22 protein-coding genes and 1 pseudogene are annotated in these 22638 nt (G+C 40.1%); 13 read left to right on the top strand and 10 right to left on the bottom strand.

What is annotated here, in order from left to right:
* From IOC57_RS04885 to IOC57_RS04865, 5 genes are read left to right on the top strand one after another with little or no spacing between them, the layout of a single operon-like run.
* Positions 1-1062 carry a phosphotransferase family protein gene (locus tag IOC57_RS04885; RefSeq protein WP_207437658.1) on the top strand — a complete coding sequence of 354 codons (1062 nt, stop codon included), beginning with the start codon at positions 1-3 and terminating at the stop codon, positions 1060-1062.
* Positions 1063-1066: 4 nt separating this feature from the next.
* Positions 1067-1825, top strand: a complete 759-nt coding sequence (locus tag IOC57_RS04880; protein ID WP_286184540.1) for a 2-phosphosulfolactate phosphatase — start codon at positions 1067-1069, stop codon at positions 1823-1825.
* A gap of 28 nt (positions 1826-1853) precedes the next feature.
* Complete coding sequence (locus IOC57_RS04875) at positions 1854-2633, top strand: SDR family NAD(P)-dependent oxidoreductase (RefSeq protein ID WP_207437657.1); 780 nt, start codon at positions 1854-1856, stop codon at positions 2631-2633.
* A gap of 17 nt (positions 2634-2650) precedes the next feature.
* Entirely contained in the window at positions 2651-3430 is a 780-nt protein-coding gene (locus IOC57_RS04870; protein ID WP_207437656.1) for an enoyl-CoA hydratase/isomerase family protein, read from the top strand.
* A gap of 16 nt (positions 3431-3446) precedes the next feature.
* Complete coding sequence (locus tag IOC57_RS04865; RefSeq protein WP_207437655.1) at positions 3447-4424, top strand: quinone oxidoreductase family protein; 978 nt, start codon at positions 3447-3449, stop codon at positions 4422-4424.
* 70 nt (positions 4425-4494) lie between these two features.
* On the opposite strand, the gene IOC57_RS04860 is transcribed toward IOC57_RS04865, so the two are convergent.
* A complete protein-coding gene (locus IOC57_RS04860; protein WP_207437654.1) occupies positions 4495-4830 on the bottom strand; it encodes a DUF3905 domain-containing protein in 336 nt (111 codons plus the stop codon).
* Between the two features lie 121 nt (positions 4831-4951).
* On the opposite strand from IOC57_RS04860, the gene IOC57_RS04855 reads away from it, so the two are divergent.
* Both IOC57_RS04855 and IOC57_RS04850 read left to right on the top strand, forming a co-directional pair.
* A complete protein-coding gene (locus IOC57_RS04855; RefSeq protein ID WP_094246584.1) occupies positions 4952-5110 on the top strand; it encodes a hypothetical protein in 159 nt (52 codons plus the stop codon).
* Positions 5110-5256: a hypothetical protein gene (locus tag IOC57_RS04850; RefSeq protein ID WP_207437653.1), complete on the top strand. Its 147-nt coding sequence runs from the start codon at positions 5110-5112 to the stop codon at positions 5254-5256. The genes IOC57_RS04855 and IOC57_RS04850 overlap by 1 nt, the downstream gene beginning before the upstream one ends.
* A gap of 37 nt (positions 5257-5293) precedes the next feature.
* Here the strand turns inward: IOC57_RS04850 and IOC57_RS04845 are convergent, their stop codons facing one another.
* Together IOC57_RS04845 and IOC57_RS04840 are read right to left on the bottom strand one after the other, a co-directional pair.
* Positions 5294-7054 carry a B12-binding domain-containing radical SAM protein gene (locus IOC57_RS04845; protein ID WP_207437652.1) on the bottom strand — a complete coding sequence of 587 codons (1761 nt, stop codon included), beginning with the start codon at positions 7052-7054 and terminating at the stop codon, positions 5294-5296.
* A 203-nt stretch (positions 7055-7257) separates the two neighbouring features.
* Positions 7258-8283, bottom strand: a complete 1026-nt coding sequence (locus tag IOC57_RS04840; protein WP_207437651.1) for an acyltransferase family protein — start codon at positions 8281-8283, stop codon at positions 7258-7260.
* A 268-nt stretch (positions 8284-8551) separates the two neighbouring features.
* Here IOC57_RS04840 and IOC57_RS04835 point away from each other — a divergent pair, with 268 nt between their 5' ends.
* Both IOC57_RS04835 and IOC57_RS04830 read left to right on the top strand, forming a co-directional pair.
* Positions 8552-10741, top strand: a complete 2190-nt coding sequence (locus tag IOC57_RS04835; RefSeq protein ID WP_207437650.1) for a PAS domain-containing sensor histidine kinase — start codon at positions 8552-8554, stop codon at positions 10739-10741.
* Positions 10742-11152: 411 nt separating this feature from the next.
* The gene (locus tag IOC57_RS04830) at positions 11153-11395 is read left to right on the top strand and encodes an aspartyl-phosphate phosphatase Spo0E family protein (RefSeq protein ID WP_207437649.1); all 243 of its coding nucleotides are present in this window, start codon (positions 11153-11155) and stop codon (positions 11393-11395) included.
* Between the two features lie 300 nt (positions 11396-11695).
* On the opposite strand, the gene IOC57_RS04825 is transcribed toward IOC57_RS04830, so the two are convergent.
* The 3 genes from IOC57_RS04825 to IOC57_RS04815 all read right to left on the bottom strand — a co-directional run bounded on the left by IOC57_RS04825 (position 11696) and on the right by IOC57_RS04815 (position 14479).
* Entirely contained in the window at positions 11696-12427 is a 732-nt protein-coding gene (locus IOC57_RS04825; protein WP_063232026.1) for a ZIP family metal transporter, read from the bottom strand.
* 112 nt (positions 12428-12539) lie between these two features.
* Positions 12540-13763 (bottom strand): MFS transporter, encoded by a 1224-nt coding sequence (locus IOC57_RS04820; RefSeq protein ID WP_207437648.1) that lies wholly within the window; start codon positions 13761-13763, stop codon positions 12540-12542.
* 458 nt (positions 13764-14221) lie between these two features.
* Positions 14222-14479 (bottom strand): hypothetical protein, encoded by a 258-nt coding sequence (locus IOC57_RS04815; RefSeq protein ID WP_207437647.1) that lies wholly within the window; start codon positions 14477-14479, stop codon positions 14222-14224.
* A 739-nt stretch (positions 14480-15218) separates the two neighbouring features.
* Between IOC57_RS04815 and IOC57_RS04810 the strand changes: the two genes are divergently transcribed.
* The 3 genes and pseudogenes from IOC57_RS04810 to IOC57_RS04800 all read left to right on the top strand — a co-directional run bounded on the left by IOC57_RS04810 (position 15219) and on the right by IOC57_RS04800 (position 18832).
* Positions 15219-15656 carry a MarR family winged helix-turn-helix transcriptional regulator gene (locus IOC57_RS04810; protein WP_207437646.1) on the top strand — a complete coding sequence of 146 codons (438 nt, stop codon included), beginning with the start codon at positions 15219-15221 and terminating at the stop codon, positions 15654-15656.
* A gap of 221 nt (positions 15657-15877) precedes the next feature.
* Positions 15878-17565: pseudogene (locus IOC57_RS04805) on the top strand (M3 family oligoendopeptidase).
* Between the two features lie 226 nt (positions 17566-17791).
* Positions 17792-18832, top strand: a complete 1041-nt coding sequence (locus tag IOC57_RS04800; RefSeq protein WP_207437645.1) for a YkvI family membrane protein — start codon at positions 17792-17794, stop codon at positions 18830-18832.
* 52 nt (positions 18833-18884) lie between these two features.
* On the opposite strand, the gene IOC57_RS04795 is transcribed toward IOC57_RS04800, so the two are convergent.
* Both IOC57_RS04795 and IOC57_RS04790 read right to left on the bottom strand, forming a co-directional pair.
* Positions 18885-19511 (bottom strand): hypothetical protein, encoded by a 627-nt coding sequence (locus tag IOC57_RS04795; RefSeq protein WP_207437644.1) that lies wholly within the window; start codon positions 19509-19511, stop codon positions 18885-18887.
* Positions 19512-19710: 199 nt separating this feature from the next.
* Positions 19711-19887, bottom strand: coding sequence for a YkvS family protein (locus IOC57_RS04790; protein WP_064505160.1), 177 nt, complete (start codon positions 19885-19887; stop codon positions 19711-19713).
* A gap of 453 nt (positions 19888-20340) precedes the next feature.
* Here IOC57_RS04790 and IOC57_RS04785 point away from each other — a divergent pair, with 453 nt between their 5' ends.
* Positions 20341-20535, top strand: coding sequence for a hypothetical protein (locus IOC57_RS04785; protein WP_207437643.1), 195 nt, complete (start codon positions 20341-20343; stop codon positions 20533-20535).
* A 49-nt stretch (positions 20536-20584) separates the two neighbouring features.
* Here IOC57_RS04785 and IOC57_RS04780 read toward each other — a convergent pair whose 3' ends face one another.
* Both IOC57_RS04780 and IOC57_RS04775 read right to left on the bottom strand, forming a co-directional pair.
* Positions 20585-21076 (bottom strand): sigma-70 family RNA polymerase sigma factor, encoded by a 492-nt coding sequence (locus IOC57_RS04780; RefSeq protein WP_207437642.1) that lies wholly within the window; start codon positions 21074-21076, stop codon positions 20585-20587.
* Positions 21077-21771: 695 nt separating this feature from the next.
* Positions 21772-22590, bottom strand: a complete 819-nt coding sequence (locus tag IOC57_RS04775) for a thermonuclease family protein (protein ID WP_207437641.1) — start codon at positions 22588-22590, stop codon at positions 21772-21774.
* Positions 22591-22638: the final 48 nt, after the last annotated feature.

The following is a 22638-nucleotide window of genomic DNA, read 5'->3' as shown; positions in this document are numbered from 1 at the left end:
ATGATTGATGATACGATTCCTGTTCGGCCTGGCGAAGAACTGAATATTGGTGCATTAGAAGGTTTCCTAAGAAAAAATGTATTGGACCTACCAAATGAACCGTTAGAATTGCAACAATTTTCAACAGGCTATTCCAATTTGACCTATCAACTGAAAATTGGTGAGTGGGAGGCTGTTCTCAGAAGGCCGCCGCTTGGCCCTGTTGCTCCAAAGGCACATGATATGAAGCGTGAACATCATATCCTTTCCTCAATCAACCCATATTTTCAAGCAGCTCCCGAGCCTCTTCTGTTCTCGGATGATGAATCGATTGCGGGAGCCCCTTTTTTCCTAATGGAAAGGAAACATGGAATTGTAATAGATACCGAATTTCCCAAGGGGATCGAGCCTACTGTTGAAAAGTGCCGAGAGCTTTCTTATGTCATGGTCAATCGGCTTGCTGATCTTCACTCCATTCCCTATGAGAAAACGGGGTTAGCTGAAATTTCCAAACCTGAAGGGTTCATTGAAAGACAAGTACGCGGATGGATTTCCCGCTATGAGAGAGCAAAGACAGATGAAATCAAGGGAATTCGACCGCTTATCGATTATTTTCAACAGAATATCCCGAAATATAGCCAGACTTCAATTATCCATTATGACTATAAGATCAATAATGCCATGTTTAACCAGGACCTTACAGAGATGGTTGGTTTATTTGATTGGGAAATGTCCACCGTTGGTGATCCGCTAGCCGATTTAGGTGTGGCTTTAAGCTACTGGACGGAAAGCAGTGACCCGGAACTTATCAAAATCGGTGCTGGTCAAGCATCCGTCACTACTTTAACTGGTTTCCTGACACGAAGGGAATTTATCGAGATGTATGCAGCAAGAAGTGGCAGGGATGTATCCAACGTCGATTTTTATTTAACCTTTGGTTACTTTAAGTTAGCTGTCATCCTTCAGCAAATCTATTATCGATATAAAAAAGGCCAGACTAATGACCCCCGTTTTTCCAATCTCGGAAAAACGGTTAAAAGCTTACTCACTCATGCTGCAAATGTAGCTGCGAAGGAAGTTTAATAAAATGGAATATATACAAAACATTCATTTGCTACTAAAAAAAGAAGAGATAGATGGGAAAAAGCTTCAAGAAGGGGAGAAAGTTGCGGTCGTCCTGGATGTGTTGTTAGCGACCACAACGATTATTTCAGCACTTCATGATGGAGCACTCCAGGTGATACCTGTCATGGATCCAGTGGATGCCTTGGTGAAAAGCCAGGAATTGGCCCATGGGGATTCCATAGTGGCAGGGGAACTAAAAGCGAAGCCGATTGATGATTTAATGTATCCAAGTCCTACGCTATTGAGTAGGCAGGTACGCGGCAGAACCTTAATTCTATCCACTACTAACGGAACGGTTGCGTTGAGAAATTCAGCCGCTGCGAAAAAGGTGTATATCGCATCTTTGTTGAATAATCCGTCTGTTGCGGAAAAAATAAAAAAACATCATAAAACAGAAACGATCATCATCGTCTGTTCGGGAAATTCAGGTGAATTCAGTCTGGAAGACTTTTACGGTGCAGGTCATTTGATAGATTGCCTGATTGCTGGATCGCAAGGCTCATTCATACTCAACGATGCAGCAAAGGCTGCCAATGCGCTTTATCGTACGAATAGCGAAAATGCCTTTGATATCCTGAAATCATCATATGTCGGACAGTTGTTTGACAAACATAGTTTGATCGCCGATTTGGAATTGGCGGCGCAAAAAGGTTCGTTGAATCTTGTCCCGGAGTTGGTGGATGGAAGGATCGAAGCTGAATTGAAAAGGCAGGGAACGTAGTTAAAAATCCAGATAAGGAGTGAAGGGGATGAGATTTTCACAGTCAATAGCGGTGGTGACAGGTGCAGGATCTGGTATTGGGAAAGCTACAGCGATGCGCTTGTCGGACGAAGGGGCAAAGGTGTTGTTGGTAGGGCGGACGAAAGGAAAGCTGGAGGAAGCAGCTGCAGAGATCAATGCAAGGCACACGATTCCCGTGGCCGACATTTTTCCTGCAGATGTTACCGTCGAGGAAGATGTAATAGAGCTTGCGATGTATGTGAAGGAACAATATCGTGACCTTCACATTTTAATCAATAACGCAGGTGGATCCAAGTCCTCGAAGCTCTTGGATACATCTGAAGCTGATTGGGATATGATTCAACATGTCAATTTGAAAAGTGTCTTTCTAGTTTCAAAGTACCTGGGGAAATTGATGGAAGAAGGAGCGGGCAGTGGAAATGAAGGCTCTATCAATCGAGCAATCGTGAATGTGGCTTCACTGTCAGGGCATCAGGCAGGGGCATTCATTCCGCATTATAGCTCTGCTAAAGCCGGAGTCATCAGTTTAACGAAATCATTGGCACTGGAGTTTGCTGCAGTAGGCATTCGGGTCAATTCCGTATCACCAGGTTTCATCGAAACTCCGTTAACGGAGGATGGATTGCAGAATGAAAAATTCGTAAAGGCCATTCAACGGAACACGGCACTGGAAAGAGTGGGGAAAGCGGAGGAAATAAGTAATGTCATTACCTTTGCTGCCTCCCCGGAGGCTTCCTATATGACTGGGACGGATTTATTGGTGGATGGCGGCTGGTTGATCAAATAGAAAAAGGGGATGGGTAAATGTTAAAAGAACACTTATTGACAGAAGTAATCGATAATGTAATGATTCTGACTTTGAATCGTCCGGAAAGCTTGAATGCATTTAGTCCGGAAATGATATCAAGCTTAACGAAAGCGATTAAGGACGTAAAACAATCACCACATATAAGGGCAGTCATCATCAAAGGGGCGGGAAGGTCTTTCACTGCAGGAGGTGACGTTAAATCAATGGGGAAGGCCTCTGCAGGTCAATTGTATGATCATGTTGGCAGAATGAATGAATGCATATTGGCTCTGGATGCTTCCGAGGTTCCCGTAATAGCTGCCGTCCATGGATTTGCGGCAGGGGCAGGATTCAATTTGGCACTCGCATGTGATTTGATCGTGGCTTCCGATGATAGTCAATTTGCCATGAGTTTTTCACAAGTAGGCCTGATCTCTGATGGAGGGGGTTCGTATTTTTTACCTAAATTAGTAGGGCCCCACCTTGCAAAGCAGCTCTTTTTTTCTGCCGAGCCAATTTCTGCGGAACGCTTATACCAGTTAGGTGTCATTAATTATATATATCCACTCAATCAACTTGAAGAGGAATCATTGAAACTTGCGGAAAAGCTGGCAAAAGGACCGACAAAAGCATATGGGATGATAAAAAAGCTCGTTAGCCATTCATTTACGGCTACAATTGATGAAATACTCGAACAGGAACGTATCACGCAAACCTTGATGGCCTCCACAGAAGATCATCAGGAGGGAATTGCAGCATTCAAAGAAAAAAGAAAACCGGAATTCACAGGAAATTAAAAAGGGAGGGGTAAAGATGAGGGCTATTCATTTTGAAGAATACGGCGGACCGGAAGTACTGAAATTGACTGAAAGGGAAAGACCCGTGCCAACCGGGCATGAAGTTCTGATTGAAATCGATTGTGTCGGCGTCAATTATGCAGATACAGCCAGAAGGGAAGGGCAATATGTAGTACCTACGCCACTTCCGTTCATTCCAGGTGCGGAGGTGGCTGGCGTAGTGGTGGAAGTTGGTGGAAAGGTGACCAAAATCAAAACTGGTACAAGGGTCGTGAGTTTAATTGAATCGGGTGGATATTCAGAATATGCCCTTTCTGATGAATTCTCATCCATTCCGCTTCCTGATGCCATTCAGTTCCATGAAGCTGTTGCCCTGCCCCTCCAAGGTCTGAGCGCCTATCATATTCTAAAGACAATGGGACGCATGCAACAGGGGGAAACAGTATTGGTCCATGCTGCTGCAGGTGGAGTGGGAACGATTGCCGTACAGTTAGCCAAAATCTTCGGGGCTGGAAAAGTGATAGCCACCGCCAGCACAGTGGAAAAGTTGGAACTGGCTAAAGAGATGGGGGCAGATGAACTTATCGATTACACGAAAGAAGGATGGGAAATGAAAGTCCGTGAGGTCACGGGAGAGAAGGGAGTAGACGTGGCGTTGGAAATGGCTGGAGGGGATATTTTCAATAAAACATTGAAATGTTTGGCTCCATTCGGACGTCTGGTTGTTTTTGGTAATGCCAGTCGTAAGCCTTATACGATGAACCCGCAGCAATTAATGAGACGAAATCAATGCGTCGTAGGTTTTTTTCTGCCACAAATCATGAAACACCCAGAATTGCTGTTGCCTAGCATTGAAGAACTTTTTTCTTACGTCGTGTCTGGAGAACTCAAGCTGACTATCGGCGGAATCTACCCAATTGAAAAGGCAGCAGCCGTTCATGAGGAAATGAACGCCCGTCAAACGAAAGGTAAGTTGATTTTGCAGGTTAAATGAGAATAAGGGGTATAAGAGCACCCCTTGTAGGTTAATGTGATTTCACTGTCATTTGACCTTCTAGAACGCCTTAATCCGTATCGATGCCAACATCTTTATCGGGGTGCATGAAAGGTGGCTGCGGCGCTTTTTTAGCCTCTAACAGTTCACGGTTTTCAGTTGAATTCCACCCTATATCATTGGTGGGGTGTATCCATTCGTCTCCAGCCATGATTTCCGGGTCTGTATCTTCGTTCCAATTTTCAAGCGGTGAGTTTTCAGATGCATATTTACTGTCGCCAATGACGACTCCATAATCATTGACGAATGGTGCCTGTGGTCTTATGCCGGTTCCCTTAAAGCTTGGTGCGTTAATTTGGTGTGGTTGTGTATTGTCGAGAATGGGTGAATCCAATTTCTTTTTCATATAGTGACTTCCTTTCCGTTTTACGGTTATTTTTCTCGTCTGTCCCTATATTATCCCTGAATAATTTCAGGCATTTTTACCCCATTCTAAAATGAAACTATTTTAAAAAGGGTGGATGAAAATGAAACGGAAAGCCAATGTGGATGGTGCTGTCAAAGCAAGTAAAACGCCAAAAAGAAACCAAGCTGAAAATGAATTTTCCAATGAGTTCGCAATGGAGGAAAACGCAATGAAAGGTGCCAACCGTAACTCAAAGCAAGGCAGAAAAGGAAGAAGTTAATGGATAAAGAAAAACAGAACATCCAGGAAAAGACGGGAAAACATGTACAAACTGAATTTGGTATTGAATTCAGCGGTGATATGAACGCAACCAAAATATATGAAATTTTGGCAAAAGAAAATAAAAAACGCGATAGTGATAAGTAAATAAGGACGGACCCAATTTTTGGGTCCGTCCTTATTCTTAAAAAATGATGCTACCGGATTTTGAGAGAGGAAAAATCGTTGAGCCCTTACCACTCGGATCAAAATAGGCAAGCATGATCGATGGTTTCTCGACCAATGTTCCCTCAGCTAAATACGTTTCCAAATCAAAGGGAAGTGCCTCGAGCAATGTGTGTTTGTGTATTTCTTTTTCATTAAGTGCCAAAGCTGTGAAAGAGGAACCGAGCTGCTCAGGCTTATTAAGAATACCTTCATATATCTCTTTCCGCCCATTTTTATCTAATGAAGCTTCCCACCAAGGTTTACGTGGTTTATATTTTTGATTCATAAAATAATCCAATTTCATGAGTCCGATAATGGTTTTCAGTTCAGTAGATTGCCGTGAAGCCAAAAACTGCTGTAAACGTCTGAACAAGTCTTCAAGCTGATGTCCGATTCGTGCCCATCCTTGTTCATCCCAATAGGTACCGAAATCTTGAAAGAAGTCGAATGGTGATTGAAATACCGTTTTGACAAGATATTCCGTGGTATGATCCATTCTATGATCGTTCCAGTACTTTTCAAGGACATCTTCAACTTGTTTAATACGGACAATGTCATCAAAGGATAAAACATTATTTCCTAGGATTTCATAGGGAGCATGTTCGCTGTATATATATTGGTGTTCATCGGCACGTATCCGTAAGCCAGTGCCACGAAGCATCTTTAAGAAACCAAGCTGCATCTCTTCGGGTCTGAGCTCGAACACATCATTGAAAGTCTTTCTGAAAGAACGATAATCTTCTTCTGGCAAACCGGCAATAAGGTCTAAATGCTGATCAATTTTCTGCCCTTCTTTTACCATGGTTACGGTTCTGGTCAGTTTTTCGAAATTCTGCCTTCTCATTACTAGATCATTCGTATGATCATTCGTCGATTGTACCCCTATTTCGAAGCGGAACAGCCCTGCGGGGGCATTATCGTTCAAGAACTGGATAACTTCCGGACGCATGATGTCTGCCGTGATCTCGAACTGGAAAACCACCCCGGGAAGATGTTCATCGATTAAGAAATGAAACATTTCCATGGCATAGCTACGGCTGATATTGAAGGTTCGGTCAACGAACTTAATGGTCTTTGCACCATTAGCCATAAGGTATCTGATCTCTTCTTTAATCTTTTCACGATCAAAATACCTGACACCCACTTCAATAGATGAAAGGCAAAATTGGCAGCTGAACGGGCAACCTCTGCTAGTTTCGATATAGGTGACACGTTTAGATAGGTCGCCACGGTCTTCCTTCAAACGATATGGAGAAGGAAGGGATTTTAAATCAACCTTGCCGTTCTGAGGCTGGATGATTTTTTTTCCTTCTTGTCGATACGCAATGCCGCCGATCTTCTTATAATCATTCGAACCTTCTATTTCAGATAGAAGGGCCTTGAAGGTGACTTCACCTTCGCCAATTACGATGAAATCAGCCCCGGGAATCTGATCAAGCCATTCACCAACATCATAGGTGACTTCAGGTCCGCCGAGAATGATAATCAATTCTGGATTGATCTTCTTAAGCGTGGCTATTACTTTCATTGTTTCCTCGATGTTCCAAATATAGCAGCTGAACCCTATGACATCAGGTTTTTTGGAATGAAGGTCGCCAACTATGTTCATAATTGGATCTTTTATCGTATATTCTGCCAGCTGCACATCATAATCTGGCTGGGCATAAGCTTTTAAATATCGGATGGATAGCGATGTATGGATATATTTTGCGTTAAGAGTACTGATTATTATATTCATATGTTAAAGGGCGTAAAAGAAACGCCTGACTCCTTTCGTGTACATGTCTTTTAAGCCAACAAGCACTAACGAGTAATTTTACCATAGCATGCTCCATTTGAAAAATGAGTTATGGTTTTGACGGGGAATCTTTTCAGCTTGAAGTCAAAATGAAATGGAATTTTAAAAAACGGATAAAGCAGAAAATGCTTCATCCGTTTTATTTAAAAAGCTTGTTTAATATACTCTTTCGTTTTAGTCATGAAACGTTTTGTTTTGGTCGCCTTCAATTCGATGATCGGCTGGGCCATGGTAGCGATCATTTCACTTGATAATAACACGGTAATCAAGAAAGAGAGAACGGCAAGCATGATAAAGCTCTCTGTATTGCTGAAGTATTCCTGTAGGGTGCTTTCACGGAAGAACCGAATGAAGAAACCGTGAAGCAGATAGACATAAAGGGTTTGTTTACCCCAGTTAGTAAAGAAATATTGTCTGCGTGGAATGAACGAAAGGAAGCTGAACACTGAAATTATGCTCAATCCATAAAATCCCAGACGTTTAAACATGGACACGATTGTCGCATCTTCAAGTTCGGCATATGGTTTCGAACCGAACAGCCATTTATAATTGATATCGGTATTTAAATAGAAACCGATAAAAATAACTAACATGAAACAAAATGAAGCCAAACGAACTTTGGGTGTGAATAGTTTTTTTAAATGTTCCTTGCTTAAATGGTACCCGATCAAAAACATCGGGAAAAAAACGAATGTCCTGGAGAGACTAAGGTAATTGGAGACAATGTCAATATATCCAATCAACAATGCGATTAAAAATGATAAACCTATGCCTACTGCTGGCTTTAGCTTTGAGAAACCAAGCAGCATGATGTTCCAACAAAATAAACTGATTAAGAACCATAGCGACCATTGGGGGTCAAGCAGGTCTACGGTGATGGCAGAACGTTCATATAAAAAATAATAGTAAACGGTATATATCAATTGGAATATGATGTAGGGCAAAATCAGTTTTTTAGTAATTTTACCTAAATACCCTTTTTGATAAAAACCTTTCGCAAAGAACCCTGAAACAAAGATAAAGGCAGGCATGTGAAAGGAATAAATGGTTTTATATAAAGCATATATCGTTTCACTGTCATGTATATACGTATTCAGCAAATGTCCAAAGACGACAAAAGCCATAAGAATGAACTTGGCGTTATCGAAGAAAAAATCACGTTGTTTCATTGTTGCCTCCATTTAATAAATTTTTAAGGTAGCTAGAAAGCATTGTTATTTCTTATACCCTAAATACCTTGTACTAAATCAATATTTATTAAATTTATTATAAAAACCTTAAATTAAGCTTAACGCTAAGGTTTATAGGATTCAATATACTATATATTGATACATAGTAAAAATTTGGGATTATGCCGATTTTCGAAAAATACCGAGGAAAATCAAGATGGATGTCGAATAAAGTTGGTAAGTATGGGTGTTGATGAGGGGGGTTAATATGAATATCGATTATGAGAATGAAACTGAATATAAACAGGAAATCTTAAAATTGAATAATCAGATCGAAGGGTTTTTGAACATTTTCAATTCGATGTCAGAACCTTTTATTAGGGTTGATGAGGAACTGCGTTTCACTTATGCCAATGCTGCCGCTTGTTCCCTGCTGGAAACAGCGATAGATCAGCTGAAGTTCATGAAGTTAACTGATTTTCTCGATGTCATCCCATTAAATAACCAGGAAGTGTCATGTTCCCTAAAAACCTCGAATGAAAGGGAAAGGCAAATTATCCAGCTACATACCGGAGCCCTTAAGCAAATAGAATTTATACGTTTAGGCTCACTTACCGAAGGACAGCAATTCTATCGTTTGGAGGATGTGACATTGAATGTTTCTTCGTCAAGGGAAACTAGGGTGTCAAGGCAGATGTTTTTGGACATTTTCGATACAGCCATAGAAAGCATCGTTCTATTCGACAGTTCAGGAATAATAATGGAAGTGAACCATGCCTTTATCCATGTCTTGGGCATCCCGAAAAAAGAGATCGTCGGTAAGAATATGAGTGACCTCATATCCCCGGATTATAGGGGATATTGGGATGAAAGCATACAAAGAGCCTTTGATGGGTCGAACTTCAAAGGAGAGGTAGAGATAAAGGTAGGGGATGAACTGCATTATTTTACTTTTTCGATAAGTTCAACGGTAGGAAATGAATTATATATGTCCGTCCTTCGAAAAATCACAGAATCGAATTTAATAGAAAAAAAGTTAGAGACAAGCGAACGGATTTTTGCGGAACTATTCGACCAGTCCATGGATGCGATCATATTCTGGAATGATGACGGGATCATTCTTCGGGTCAATCATTCAGCATGTAAAATATTCGAATCCAGCAGAGAGGATTTGATAGGCAGTTATATCTGGAAATACGTGTACAGCAATAATCACCATTTTGGTCAGATGATGGAGACGTTTGGAAGAGACACCCAGGTGCGGGGTGAGCTGATTTATAAAATGCCCAATAACCAAATTAAACTGCTTGAATTGACTGCCAAAAAACATGAGGGTGACGGATATAACGTAACGATCTTTCGGAATGTCAGCGAGCGTTGGCTGATTGAAAAGGAATTAAGGGATAGTGAGAAGAAGTTCAGGAAGATTTTTGAGGGAACATTAGACGGCTTGATTTTATGGAATAATGAAGGGTTCACGGATATTAATGAAGCGGGTCAGAAAATATTGGAGATTACGAAGCGCAAACTGCTCTCTTTATCTGTAAAGGGATTTATCGAAAAAATTCCTGAAAATGCTCCTGACTTGAACGATCACATTGAAAATGTTTATAAGCATGAGGTCTACTCTTCCATCATTCCTATAACATTCGAAGATGGAAGAGTTAAGCATATTGAATTTTTGACGAGGAAAAATTTATATTCGAACCTGAATTTAAGCATTTTCCGTGATGTGAGTAAAAATCTCGAAATGCAGGAACAAATTCGAAAATCGGATACTTTGAATGTCGTTGGTGAACTGGCGGCCGGAATTGCTCACGAAATCAGGAATCCAATGACAGCCTTAAAAGGTTTTATACAGTTGCTTGAAGATGGGGTAAAAGGGGAGTTTTCCACGTATTTTCATGTGATTACATCCGAAATTAAGCGAATCGAAACCATTATCACTGAATTTTTGGTATTGGCAAAGCCGCAGGCGCTAAAAATTTATAAACAGGATGTTCATACCATATTGAGAGAGACACTAGAATTACTGGCCGCTCAGGCACTGCTGGAAAATATTCAATTCGAGACAGACTTTGAAGAAGATGAATTTAAGGTTTTATGTGAAGCGAACCAGTTAAAGCAAGTGTTCATTAACATCATCAAAAATGCATTGGAAGTCATGCCGGATGGCGGAGCTGTTCACATTAAAACAAGCCGGTTTTCAGAGAAATACGTTTGCGTTTCAATAACCGACCAAGGCATGGGGATTTCTACGGAAATGTTAAAAAAATTGGGCGAACCTTTTTATACGACGAAGGATAGAGGAACCGGGCTGGGGCTCATGGTCAGCTATAAAATCATTGAAGAGCACAATGGCTATATAGAAGTGGAAAGCGAAGTGGGAAAAGGGACGAGCTTTCATATTTATTTGCCATTCGAGAATGTAGAAGGGAATGTTCTAAACCTTTCATAAGTAAACAGAAAGCATATGGAATGTTCATTAGTTCATGTGGAATCCTTTATTGGATTCTTTTTTTGCTCTATCATTTATTATCTTGTAATCACAATTTAGGTTGTAACCATGAAAGATATTGTGCTTCCATTAAAGGGAAACTGGCCAAAATAAGCGGAAACCATAATGATATCCAAATTGGGGAACTTTCGAATCGGTTTTCGGAGCTGGCTTCATATGAAATCTGCTTAATCAAAATAAGAGATTTATGTTTAGAAATTTCCGTCATATCCTGTCTGCTGGTGGGTAAAGCCTTATCGCAATTTAAGAAGTTTTGTCTTTTTTTGCGAATCTATTTACATATAAGGCATATTTTGTAATACTTCTTTATTATAATGTAACTTTAAAAGGGCAGGAGTAGTGAATGTAGTTATGAATTCTAGGTGTGCAACGGAAATTTGTTCTGAGATTCGAATGAAGCGTTGGGAAATGATGGAGTTGGCCAAAATGTATGGACTAGGTCATGAATTTACCCTTCGCCAAAGCGAGCAGCTTGATAAACTAATAAATGAGTATTTGATCCTTCAACATCATTCATCAGTGGAAGTGAGAAATAAGCGAGAAGAAATGGTTGTTATTGTACAGCAGCCCTTTAATGATGATATTACATTTTAAAGGGAACCGAATACATGCTTGACTTTTTTTAATTAGAAGGAAGGGAGACATTTCCCTTATCCGATTTCTGGTGGATGAAGCTTTACAAACATTTGATGAAAACAATTAAAGAAAGACTAATATACACAAGAATACATTTTTTGATTTTCCTATGGGTTTGAGGCATAGATCGAGGGGAGGTCACCAGAAGGTGTCCTTCATGCATCGGGATTCATTTAGTAGTCTTAATTTTTCTGAATGCTGATAACTAACAAGTAAGAGCTGACTCACTTGGTGGAGCCAGCCATGGAAGTTCGGGAATTACAAAATTTCCAATAATATTACCATGAACAAAAGGCCGACAATGAAGGAATAGGTAGATGTACGTTCATTACCATCCCCATGGCTTTCAGGGATCAATTCCTTATAAACGATGAAAAGCATGGCCCCGGCGGCGAAAGCAAGGCCGTATGGAACGAGGAACCCAATGTAAGAGGTTAAATAATAACCCAATAAGCCCGTAATTATTTCGATGGTACCGGTTAAGGTTGCTATCAGGAACGCTGTAAGTTTACCGATTTTTTGATTAATTAAAAACAAGGCGACCAGTAAGCCTTCCGGAGCATTTTGCAGGCCGATGGCGAAAGCGATCAAGTTACCTGTATCAGCTGTATCAGAGGCGTAACTGACTCCGACAGAAAGACCTTCAGGAATATTATGGAGTGTAATGGCAGTGATGATTAGCAAAGCCTTTTCATCGAACTGAATGCCACTTTTCGTATGGCTGAGATCGATATGAGGAATGTTTTGTTCCATGATCGTTAATGTCATTACCCCGAGAAAAACCCCAATTACTAGCTGAATATACCCTCCGGTGGCCAGAGACTCCGGGATTAGGCTCAATAACGAAGCAGCCATCATGATTCCAGCGGTAAATGCCAGAAGCGTGTCTCTGAATCGATGTGTGATTGAACCTTGAATAAACAAGATCGGTAACGCACCAAACCCTGTAGACATAGCAGATAGGATGCTGCCTAATAAAACTCCACTCATAAATTTCTCCTTTGTAAGGTACTTATCTTTACTTACTTGTGAATTTTTGGGCGAAACAATAATTTATTGTATTTAGACAAAAAGAATATGTTCCAGAAAAAAACATTTTGCATCATTCTTCTGCATACCATTTTTTCAACGTTAGATCAGTCGGCAGCGATATGCTGATGATTCCCAGTAATGGCAGGAATCCCACCAGCTTAATCATGGATTCGATTCCAATTATATCTGCGATGGCTCCCAATGAAACGGATCCAATGGCACCCATTCCAAATGCTAACCCTACAGTCAAACCTGCCATCGTTCCGACTTTTCCAGGGACCAATTCCTGTGCGTAAATTACAGTGACGGAAAAACTGCTCATTATAATGAATCCCGCCACCAATAATAAAATAAAAGCGGCTGTAGGAGGTACGAATGGTAAAAGTGCGGTAAGTGGCATGCTGGCGGCGAAAGAAAAGAAAATGACGTTTTTACGCCCGAATCTATCAGCAAGCGGACCTCCGAAAAATGTACCTACAGCACCAGCGGCTAAAAAGGCAAACAGGAAAAATTGTGCAGATTTTATCGTGAATGAATACTGCCCGATCAAATAAAAACTATAAAAGTTCGTCATGCACGATACATACCAGGAACGGGCAAAGATTATGAATAAAATCAATACCAGGGCTTTGGCCACTTTATGGGAACGCTCTTTATTGACTATTTTTGCAGCAAGCTTTTTAGGCTGGAAGTGAACTAATTTTTGGGAATACCACTTGGCAATATAAAGCAGCAGGATAACGGCCATTAAGGCAACCAGGGCAAACCAGAGGGCTCCTTTTTGGCCAAAAGGAACAAGTACAATGGCTGTGATGAGTGGGGCAAGTGCCTGCCCGCTATTCCCGCCGACTTGATAAATGGATTGTGCCAATCCTCTCTTTGGTCCGCCTGCCATGTAGGCAACCCTGGAGCCTTCCGGATGGAATATGGCTGACCCTAAGCCCATCAAGATGACAGCACCAAGGATAATGGTATAGCTTGGGGCAATTGCGAGAATGATGACCCCGATTAAGGTACTAGTCAACCCAATGGGCAATGCATATGGAAACGGCTTTTTATCCGTATAGAATCCAACTGCCGGTTGCAGGAGAGATGAGACGATATTCAGGCAGAATGCAATCATCCCCAGCTGTGTATACGTTAGAGACATTGATTTTTCGAGGATTGGGAACATGGCCGGCACGACGGCTTGAAGAGAATCATTCATTAAATGGCATATGCCTATGATGATCATGATTTTCAGAGTCATATCTTGTTTTTTCGATTTTGTTTTAATGGCAGCAATACTTCCCATCTGTATATTTCCTTCTTCCTGATTAAGATTTTTACCTATTACATAAATAGTTCCAAGACGCGTGCACCGTATGCATGACACCTTTAAATAAATAGGAATCGTTACTAGTCTCCATAAAAAAATGAAAATCTTCAAAGAGTAATAGTAAGGGTGGTCTATTATCAGCGATAAGCTGATTTTAGCGGTTGTTCCGTTCAGAGGATTCCTTGAAAACTCGATGGTACCGTTCAATTATTCTCGTACACACACATAGCCATAATCCTAGTCCCTTCCTTTTTTTGAAGTATAGAAGGGGATTGAACACACGTTACTTATATCTTTCAATTTAATCCTTGCCCGGTGTCGATGCTCATGATTTTAGCCCATTCATTTACATGATGAATTTGAATCCTTAATTTTTTCGAAACTTCCATGGATTCGAAACCGTTTTTGGCAATGTTTAGAATGACTTGTTTGAGTTAGTCCTTTGTACAATGAACCAGGCTCGGCTCCTTAATGATATTCCATGTCGCTTCAATATTGAAGTGACATGCTTCAGATTTTATTATTGGTCTCAATTCAGCAATGATACTGCGAATATCATTTAAGATAAGGACTGGACCATTGGCTTCCCTAAAATCAAAAATTCGCTTCGATACTATTTCAATTTCCTTCACGATGACAGAGTAATGGAACTGATCTTGATCTTCTGGGTGTTGTTCAACCAGTAACTGCACTAGCCCCTTTATGCCGGTATGTGGTTTTTTATTTCATGTGCAATACTGGCAGCTAATGTATAGACTAAATCTAATTTCTGCCTTTCGTTTAGTAACTTCTGTTTTTTTATTTCTGTGGATGATCATTTCCTTCACGATGTTATAGATCATCATGTGAGTCAAACATTTAAAAACTTTCATGTTATTTATGCTATTCTTATCGGGAACTTCGATTGACAGTGTCCAATCGACTTCGCTAACAAGAACATCCACCCATGTAAAATGTTCAATGAATCCATCGGCATTTATAACTAAGATTCGGGTTTTGTCTGTTGGTTCCAATTTAATCCATTTTATAAGGGGTTCGTTTTTTTGTCATCTATATGAAGCATGGAACTGCTAAGGCTAAGCAGCTCAAAGTTTTCCTTCGTTTCTCTGATAACTTGATTTATGTATTCTTGATAAACCGATCCCGCCCATCAGTTTGTTCCTGTCTTTCCTTTTGAATGGAACGTTCTACATTCATCCAATAAATGATAGAGAGAATAATTAATGGTAAAATACCGATAAGTAGATTTGTGGTGAAATTTTGCCTTGTATTCATGTATGTCACTACTTTAGCTTTTTTTTCAAGTATATCAAAATGATTGATTTAACAATAGTGCATACTAACAGGGCAGATTGACAAAAAAACCTTTATGTCATATAATAACTTTTAATTCAAGATATTTTAATTAAAAATTTTTAAGGTTGTGAAGTTATGGAGAATAATAACATCCAACAGTCTTTGAAACTGTTCATTGTGATGTCTAGAGCTCATCGATCCATTAATGATGTGGTAAATAAACATATAGCTGAAGAGGGTTTGAATCCAACTGAGTTTGCAGTACTGGAATTACTTTATCATAAAGGGGATCAGCCTCTTCAGCAAATAGGCGGAAAAATCCTGCTAGCTAGCGGCAGCATTACCTATGTCGTGGATAAACTTGAACAGAAGGAATATCTGCAGCGAATAGCATGTAAAGAGGATCGCCGTGTAACCTTTGCAAAAATAACGGATAAAGGAAAGGCCTTTATTGAAGGAGTATTTCCTGAGCATGAAAAAAGAATCGATGATATCATGAGTGTACTTACGCAAGATGAAAAGGCCACCGTGATCGAATTGCTAAAAAAGATTGGGTATTCCGCTCAAAGTTAGCTAATGAACCAGCACCCGGATTTGACTACAGGTGCTGGTTTTTTATGTCTGATAAAACCTGAATTTGTATCGAGGACATAAAGGTTTTTAATAACTCTGTGGCGAATTAAATTATATTACGATAACCGCGATAATGGTGAATGTGTTTTGAAAGCGAATTCGATTGCATAACGTTACTCTGGTCAAAAAAATGTTTTTATATCGTGAAAAGGAGCGAACATATGAAATTTAATGAGTATGAATATAAACGTCCTGAAATGGATGAAATTAAAACCCGGTTCATGAAAGCTTTGGGAAAGTTTATTGACGCTGCTAATGCTGATGTGCAAATAAAATCCATGGAAGAAATAAATGAAATTCGAAATTATGTAGGTACGATGTTTAATTTGGTCTATATAAGGCATTCCATTGATACCAATGATGAGTTTTATAAAACGGAGAATGATTATTTAGATGAATTCTCCCCTGAAATGGAAGAGTTAACCTCAAAATTTTACAATGAACTCGTTCGCTCGAAATATCGTAAGGAGCTTGAGGAGAATTGGGGAACTCAACTATTTGATCTGGCAGAGGCCCAACTCAAAACGTTTTCAGCCGAAATCATACCACAGCTGCAAAAAGAAAATAAATTATCAAGTGAATATTCACAATTGATTGCATCTGCAAAAATTCACTTTGATGGAAATGAATTGACACTTGCGCAGCTTCAACCTTTTATGGAGTCCCCAGACCGTGAGTTAAGGAAAGTGAGGCGTATTACGGTTTCTTTGAAGAGAAGCAGGAGGAATTGGATCGCATATTCGATGACCTTGTCAAGGTGAGGCATGGGATTTCGACAGAGCTAGGTTATGGGAATTTCGTCGAACTTGGGTATTATCGAATGACAAGGACTGATTATGATGCCGAAAGGGTTGCTGCATTCCGCAAGCAGGTGAAAGAGGAAGTGGTACCGCTTGTCACCCGGCTGAAGGGACGTCAGTGTGAACGTCTTGGATTGGCGAACCTGAACTATTATGATGAGAATTTTCATTTCAGTACGGGTAATGCCATTCCAAAAGGCGATGCTGAGTGGATCATCGAAAATGGGAAAAGGATGTACCAGGAGCTTTCGCCTGAAACGAATCAGTTTTTCAACTATATGATTGATAATGACCTGATGGACCTTGTGGCGAAGAAAGGTAAAGAAAGCGGAGGCTATTGTACTTTTATAGAAGACTATAAAGCTCCATTCATCTTTTCTAATTTCAACGGTACTTCCGCGGATATAGATGTTTTGACACATGAGGCAGGTCATGCATTCCAAGTGTATCGCAGCCGTGATCTTGACATTCCTGAGTATTATTGGCCTACATATGAAGCGTGTGAAATCCATTCGATGAGCATGGAATTTTTAACTTGGCCATGGATGGAGCTATTTTTCAAGGAGGATACGGAAAAGTATAAGTTTTCCCATTTAAGCGGTGCCCTCATATTCCTCCCGTATGGGGTAGCTGTCGATGAATTTCAGCATTTTGTCTATGAAAATCCTGATGCCTCCCCCGGTGAAAGAAAGCAGGCTTGGCGTAAGATCGAGATGGAATATTTGCCACATCGCGATTATGAAGGAAATGAGTTCTTGGAGAATGGCGGGTATTGGCAGAGGCAAAGTCACATTTATCAATCACCTTTTTATTATATCGACTATACACTGGCCCAGATTTGTGCTTTCCAATTCTGGAAAAGGTCGATTGAAAAAGATGAAACGGCTTGGGAGGATTATTTGAATCTGTGCCAACTTGGTGGCAGCAAGTCCTTTCTTGATCTCGTGGAATCTGCGAATCTGAAATCCCCATTTGTTGAGGGGACTGTACAGTCCGTTGTGAAGGTGATAGATGAATGGCTCTCCACTGTAGATGATAAGGCATTATGAATTATTTGCCTGTATGATGCGGACTGGATACTTGAGAAAACGCTTGGAGTAATTCCAAGCGTTTTTTTTTCTTTCAGCGCTCGGGATTGTAGGCATGAAAAGTGCTGATTTAAGCCTGCACAATGAGAAATGTTAGTCCAGGAAAAAACAGCCGACGAAAGGAATATTGCTCGGCCTGTCTTAAATGTCTCTTCCTTACATATAAATGTAGGGAGGAGGGGAGAGTATGCTGTCAAGGTGGTCAGGGAGTTTCCAGATTGCAGCGGTTTATGTAGGTACAGTCGTCGGTGCCGGATTTGCAACTGGAAAAGAGATTGTCGAGTTTTTTACCCGTTATGGCTTTTATGGCTTTATCGGGATTTTAATAGCAGGTTATATTTTCATTTTCACTGGAACGAAAATCATGCTCATTTCCTCAAGAATCAGAGCATCTTCTTATGAGGAGTTCAATCAATTTCTTTTTGGCAGGAAAATAGCAGGAATCATCAACATCTTTTTCCTTATCATGCTGTTAGGGGTGACGGCTGTCATGATTTCGGGTTCAGGAGCCGTTTTCGAAGAACAACTCGGCGTGCCTAAAAGTTTAGGAAGTTGGTCTACGATCATACTGGCATCATTGGTCCTGATGATGGGCATGCGCGGTGTGTTCACAGTGAACTCTTTTGTTGTACCAATCATGATCTGTTTTAGTTTGATCCTTTTTTTCTCGACTTTGGGTAATGGGGATTTCTTTATGACCCTTACAAAAGTTCCTGATGAAGTGATCACAGTTAAAATGGTTTTGTCACCATTTGCCTATACAGCCTTTAACCTTGCTTTGGCTCAAGCTGTGCTGGTTCCGGTTGCGTATGAAGTTCGAGATGAGAAGGTCATTAAACATGGTGCTATCCTTGGAGGGATATTCCTAACGATCATTTTATTGACGGGGCATTTTTCACTTATGACACTTACTGACGTGAATAGTTATGAAATTCCTTCAGCAGTTATTATGAGAACGGCAGCCAGTCAGTTATATTGGATGTTCATTTTAGTGATTTACGGGGAGATATTCACTTCGGTCATAGGCAACATATATGGATTACAGAGGCAAATCAGCAGTTATATCAAATTGCCAAGCATGCTGATCATAGCGGTGATTTTTTTAATAGCTTTGATCATTAGTGAATTCGGATATGGAAGGTTACTAGGATATATTTATCCGGTTTTTGGATACATAAGCCTCCTTTTTTTAATGCTGGTCTGGAAAAGTAAGGAGGGGAAGGAGTAATGAAGAACGGAGGGACTGTTCTTAGCCCTCCGTATCAGGGGAAAATGGATGTTCATCCTTTCATCAGCGTCTTAACCATCTCTAGAAAAGCATCCCGGTAATCTCTATCTTTTTTCGTGAATATAGTTAAGCGGACGGGTGCTTTTTCATCCTTGAGCAAGATGGTGGTAATCACCTCATCCCCACTTTCCACTTCAAAGGCCTTGCCGTCCTCGACATCAAGTGAAGGATCCCTAATCGTTTCTGAAATGCTTTTCAGCTGGGCTTGAACATTTTTTTCCACCTCATCCCAATTGACATCCGCCTTCAATAATTCGATTCTCATATAAATGGAGTCATCTTCAGTCAGGAACACAATATCCTTTCCAGGTTCTTCGCCACTTAATTTGAATTGTTGCAAAACATAGAGGCTGAACGGTTGATTATCACTTTTTTTTAGGAACGCTGTTTTTTCTTTTGCTTCCCCGTTAATTGTATACTGCAGGTTTTGCTCCATCAGTCTTACTTTGTTATCATTTCGGTCATTGCGATTATCTCCTTGAGAAGTATTACCTTCGTTCCCCTCTTTTACTGAATCTTCCTGTGGCTCATCTGCATTTTCGTCTGTGGCCGTACCGCAGCCAGTCAGAAGAAAAGCGGCGATTGTGACACAGCCAATATAACGCGTCCAACTAGTCATGTGTTCCCTCATCTTTCTGATTGAAATTCCAATCTGAATTTTGATATACCTGCATCACATACAGGGGTTTTGCCCTTTAATGAATTAGACGGCATGAAATGGAAATGGTTACAAATAGCGGGAGAATCAATTTGCACGATTTCTATAAAGTGAAAAACGGAATGGTCATCTAGTAACCATCCCGTTTGAGTACATTGAATTATCCTATGATTTTATAATTTTTATGGTTGACGACAGTTTTCTGTTCAAGTTCCAAATCACGATAATTTTCCATATATGTGACGTCCACGATTACTGAGTTCTCGTTCACTTTCTCGACGATTCCTTTTAAGCCTTCTCTAAATTCAATGATATTTCCAACTTCCGCTTTCTTCATGGTAATCATCCTTTCCCATTTTGTTTCCAATGATCAAAAAGTAACTATGGAGTAATTGGATTATTCGAACATCTTGCGGTTTAGATTTTGACGTGGGAAGTGCTAGTAAGAGAATTAGTTTTCTCTTATGTCGGTACAGTAAGCTAAACTTTTAAAGGAAGGTGCAATTCTTAAAATGGAGCAACCGCAATGATATGGCATAATTTGGTATATCTTGAAAACGCAGTTAGGCGGACCAGTATGTAATTCTATGTACAAAAAATGCCAATCATTTTACATTATGATATTTTACTATACAGTTTGCACTATTTTAAAGCATTCGTAAAGAATAATGTAGCAAGTGGCCCCAAAAAGTTCTGATTTATATTAAGTGACAAGCTTATGTTAAAATGAAAACGGAATTTCTCCTGTCTGAATATGGTGGGAAATTTGATAATTAAGGAGGATAATATGATGAATGCAGAAGAAGCAAAAGATGTACTCGATAAACTGGCAAATCGTGAAATGGTTGAATTCCGGATAACAAAAGAAGAATTTTTAGCTTTTCGTGAGGTTCTTGTTAAAAGGGAAGACTTCAAACATTTTCGAGGGAATGCTCAACATAACGGTGTGATAATTTATACGTATTTAGAAGAAGCGAGAAGTTGATGGATGTATATTTTTGGGGGTGGCTCATGATTGGGCCACCCTGAATTATTTATAATGGAAAAATAAATTGTTTCCTTAATTTAATTAAAGCGGACCTTCTCCATGACTTGACGGCTGCTATAGTAACTTGATATATCTCAGCGATTTCGGACACCGTTTTATTTTCCAGGTATGTCTGTAAAAGCCATCGTTGCTGATTCAATGTCAAACCTTCCGTGTAGCTTAAGATATTATCGATGGCAAAGGTCTCTTCATGCATGGAAAAAGGATCCTTAATGTCTAATATGAAGGAATCAAAGGGTTCGTTGCGGATTTCATATTTATGATGAAGCTTTAGTTCGTTCAGAATTTTGCCTTTGATTACCGTGTAGGCATAGTTGGAGAATTGCCCGTATTCCTCATCGAACTTCCCATATGACTCCCATAAAGCAATCAAGCCTACTTGAAAATATTCTTCCTTATTTTTATAGATGGAAAGTGAGCGGATAATATGATGGATCATCGGAGTGAATTCCTTCGATAGTGCTGAGAAATCTTCCATTAAGCAGGTCACCTTTAGAAAGTGCACTTTCCTGTATTCCCGGGTGTTTCTACCATAAATAAATCGATCGGATATAGCCAAAGGGAATTACGGAAAAATGGGGGGAATAAAAAGTGGGGGTTTAAGGAGCAAAAGAGAACCCTTTTTAAGGAAAAAATGGTAATTCGAGTCATGTTGGATGTGGGGCTGACCAAATCAAAATACACATCCTGATAGTGGATGTGCCGGAACAATCCACTCGTTATTCTTTTAGTCTTTTCTCTCGCCCCTTTATTATAAAAATCAGACTAGATCATTCTTCATGTTTTTCAATGTGATTATTGGATTGAAGAAATGTGCGAGACTCCTGCCGAATACCTGGCTAGCCGAGACCCCCACAGGCGCTTGCGTCGAGGAAGCTTGGCAGACAGTAGGCGGAAAGGGAGTGGATTTCTGAAATCAGCTGGATTTTTTAAAAATTAAAAATGCAGGCAAGCTGATCTTCCTTTAATTGATCTGCAGTCTGTCCATATAAAGATGTGTTTTTCTTATACCAGCTGAATTCTCCAAATCATCATTTAGTTTATAAAAAATACGGAAGGGGGGAGAGAAAAGCAGTAACGTAATGCTTCATACCTGTTGTATTTCATTATGCCCCCCTAAACGTTTTTAATTGTGATTACCGAAGCGGGCATATAATTAAGCCATTGTTTTTGTTAACTTTGCGATTTTCGGAATCCTGCATCCTTTGCGTCTTGTTCAGTACAAAACATTTCTTCTGGTTTCGTTATTTCGTAATATTGGCCTGAAGGAATGTGATAGATTTTATTGCCTTTAGAGTTTATATTCCCTTTAATTTGCGGGTTACTGCAAGACCGGCTGGGCTTGTCCACTGATGCTTCTTTTGACTTAGAATCATCAAATCCTTTTGATGTTGCATAGTTTTCAATTGACCAAATACCGATTTCATCTTTTTGGGCTTGCTTCTGAATCTTTTCCAATTCCTCAAGGTATTTCGTGTTCGGTGCATAAACATAGGCGACCCTGGCCAGTCCTTTTTCAAGCAGGAGTTTATTCACCATTTTACCATCAACATAAAAATAAGCCAGTAGCCGGCCATATCTATCTCTTTCACCTATACCGGTTTCCACTTCCACTTTTGAACCCGCAGGCATTAGTTCCTTGGTGAATTTACTTGCTTCAGGTCCAAAAGGCTGAACGGGCTTGGATGGGTGCACGGTTTCTGGAGTATCTACCAAAAGGAGCCTGACCGTTTCTTCATTTCCATTAGCCAATTTGATTTTTACTGTATCTCCGTCAACCACTTTGATGATCTCGGCCGTGAATGTCTTGCCTTTTTCTTCAGTTGAAGAATCCGCACTGGATGGGATGTCTTCTTTGGAAAATGTATCTTCCTGCTTGGATTGATTAATCAGGTCATCTGATCCTGCCTGGCAGCCAGATAACGTGATCAGGCAAAGAGCAGTCAGGAGAAAAACAGTCAGATAAGAATGTAAAAAAGAATTTCCGTTCATGATAAGTCCCTCCATTAATTAAGGTGTTTTCCTCGTTCTTCATGGATA

The sequence above is a fragment of the Bacillus sp. SD075 genome (assembly GCF_017355165.1).
GTDB lineage: Bacteria > Bacillota > Bacilli > Bacillales > DSM-1321 > Peribacillus.
Note: the sequence above shows the minus strand (reverse complement) of the source record. Positions and strands in the feature narration are given on the sequence as shown.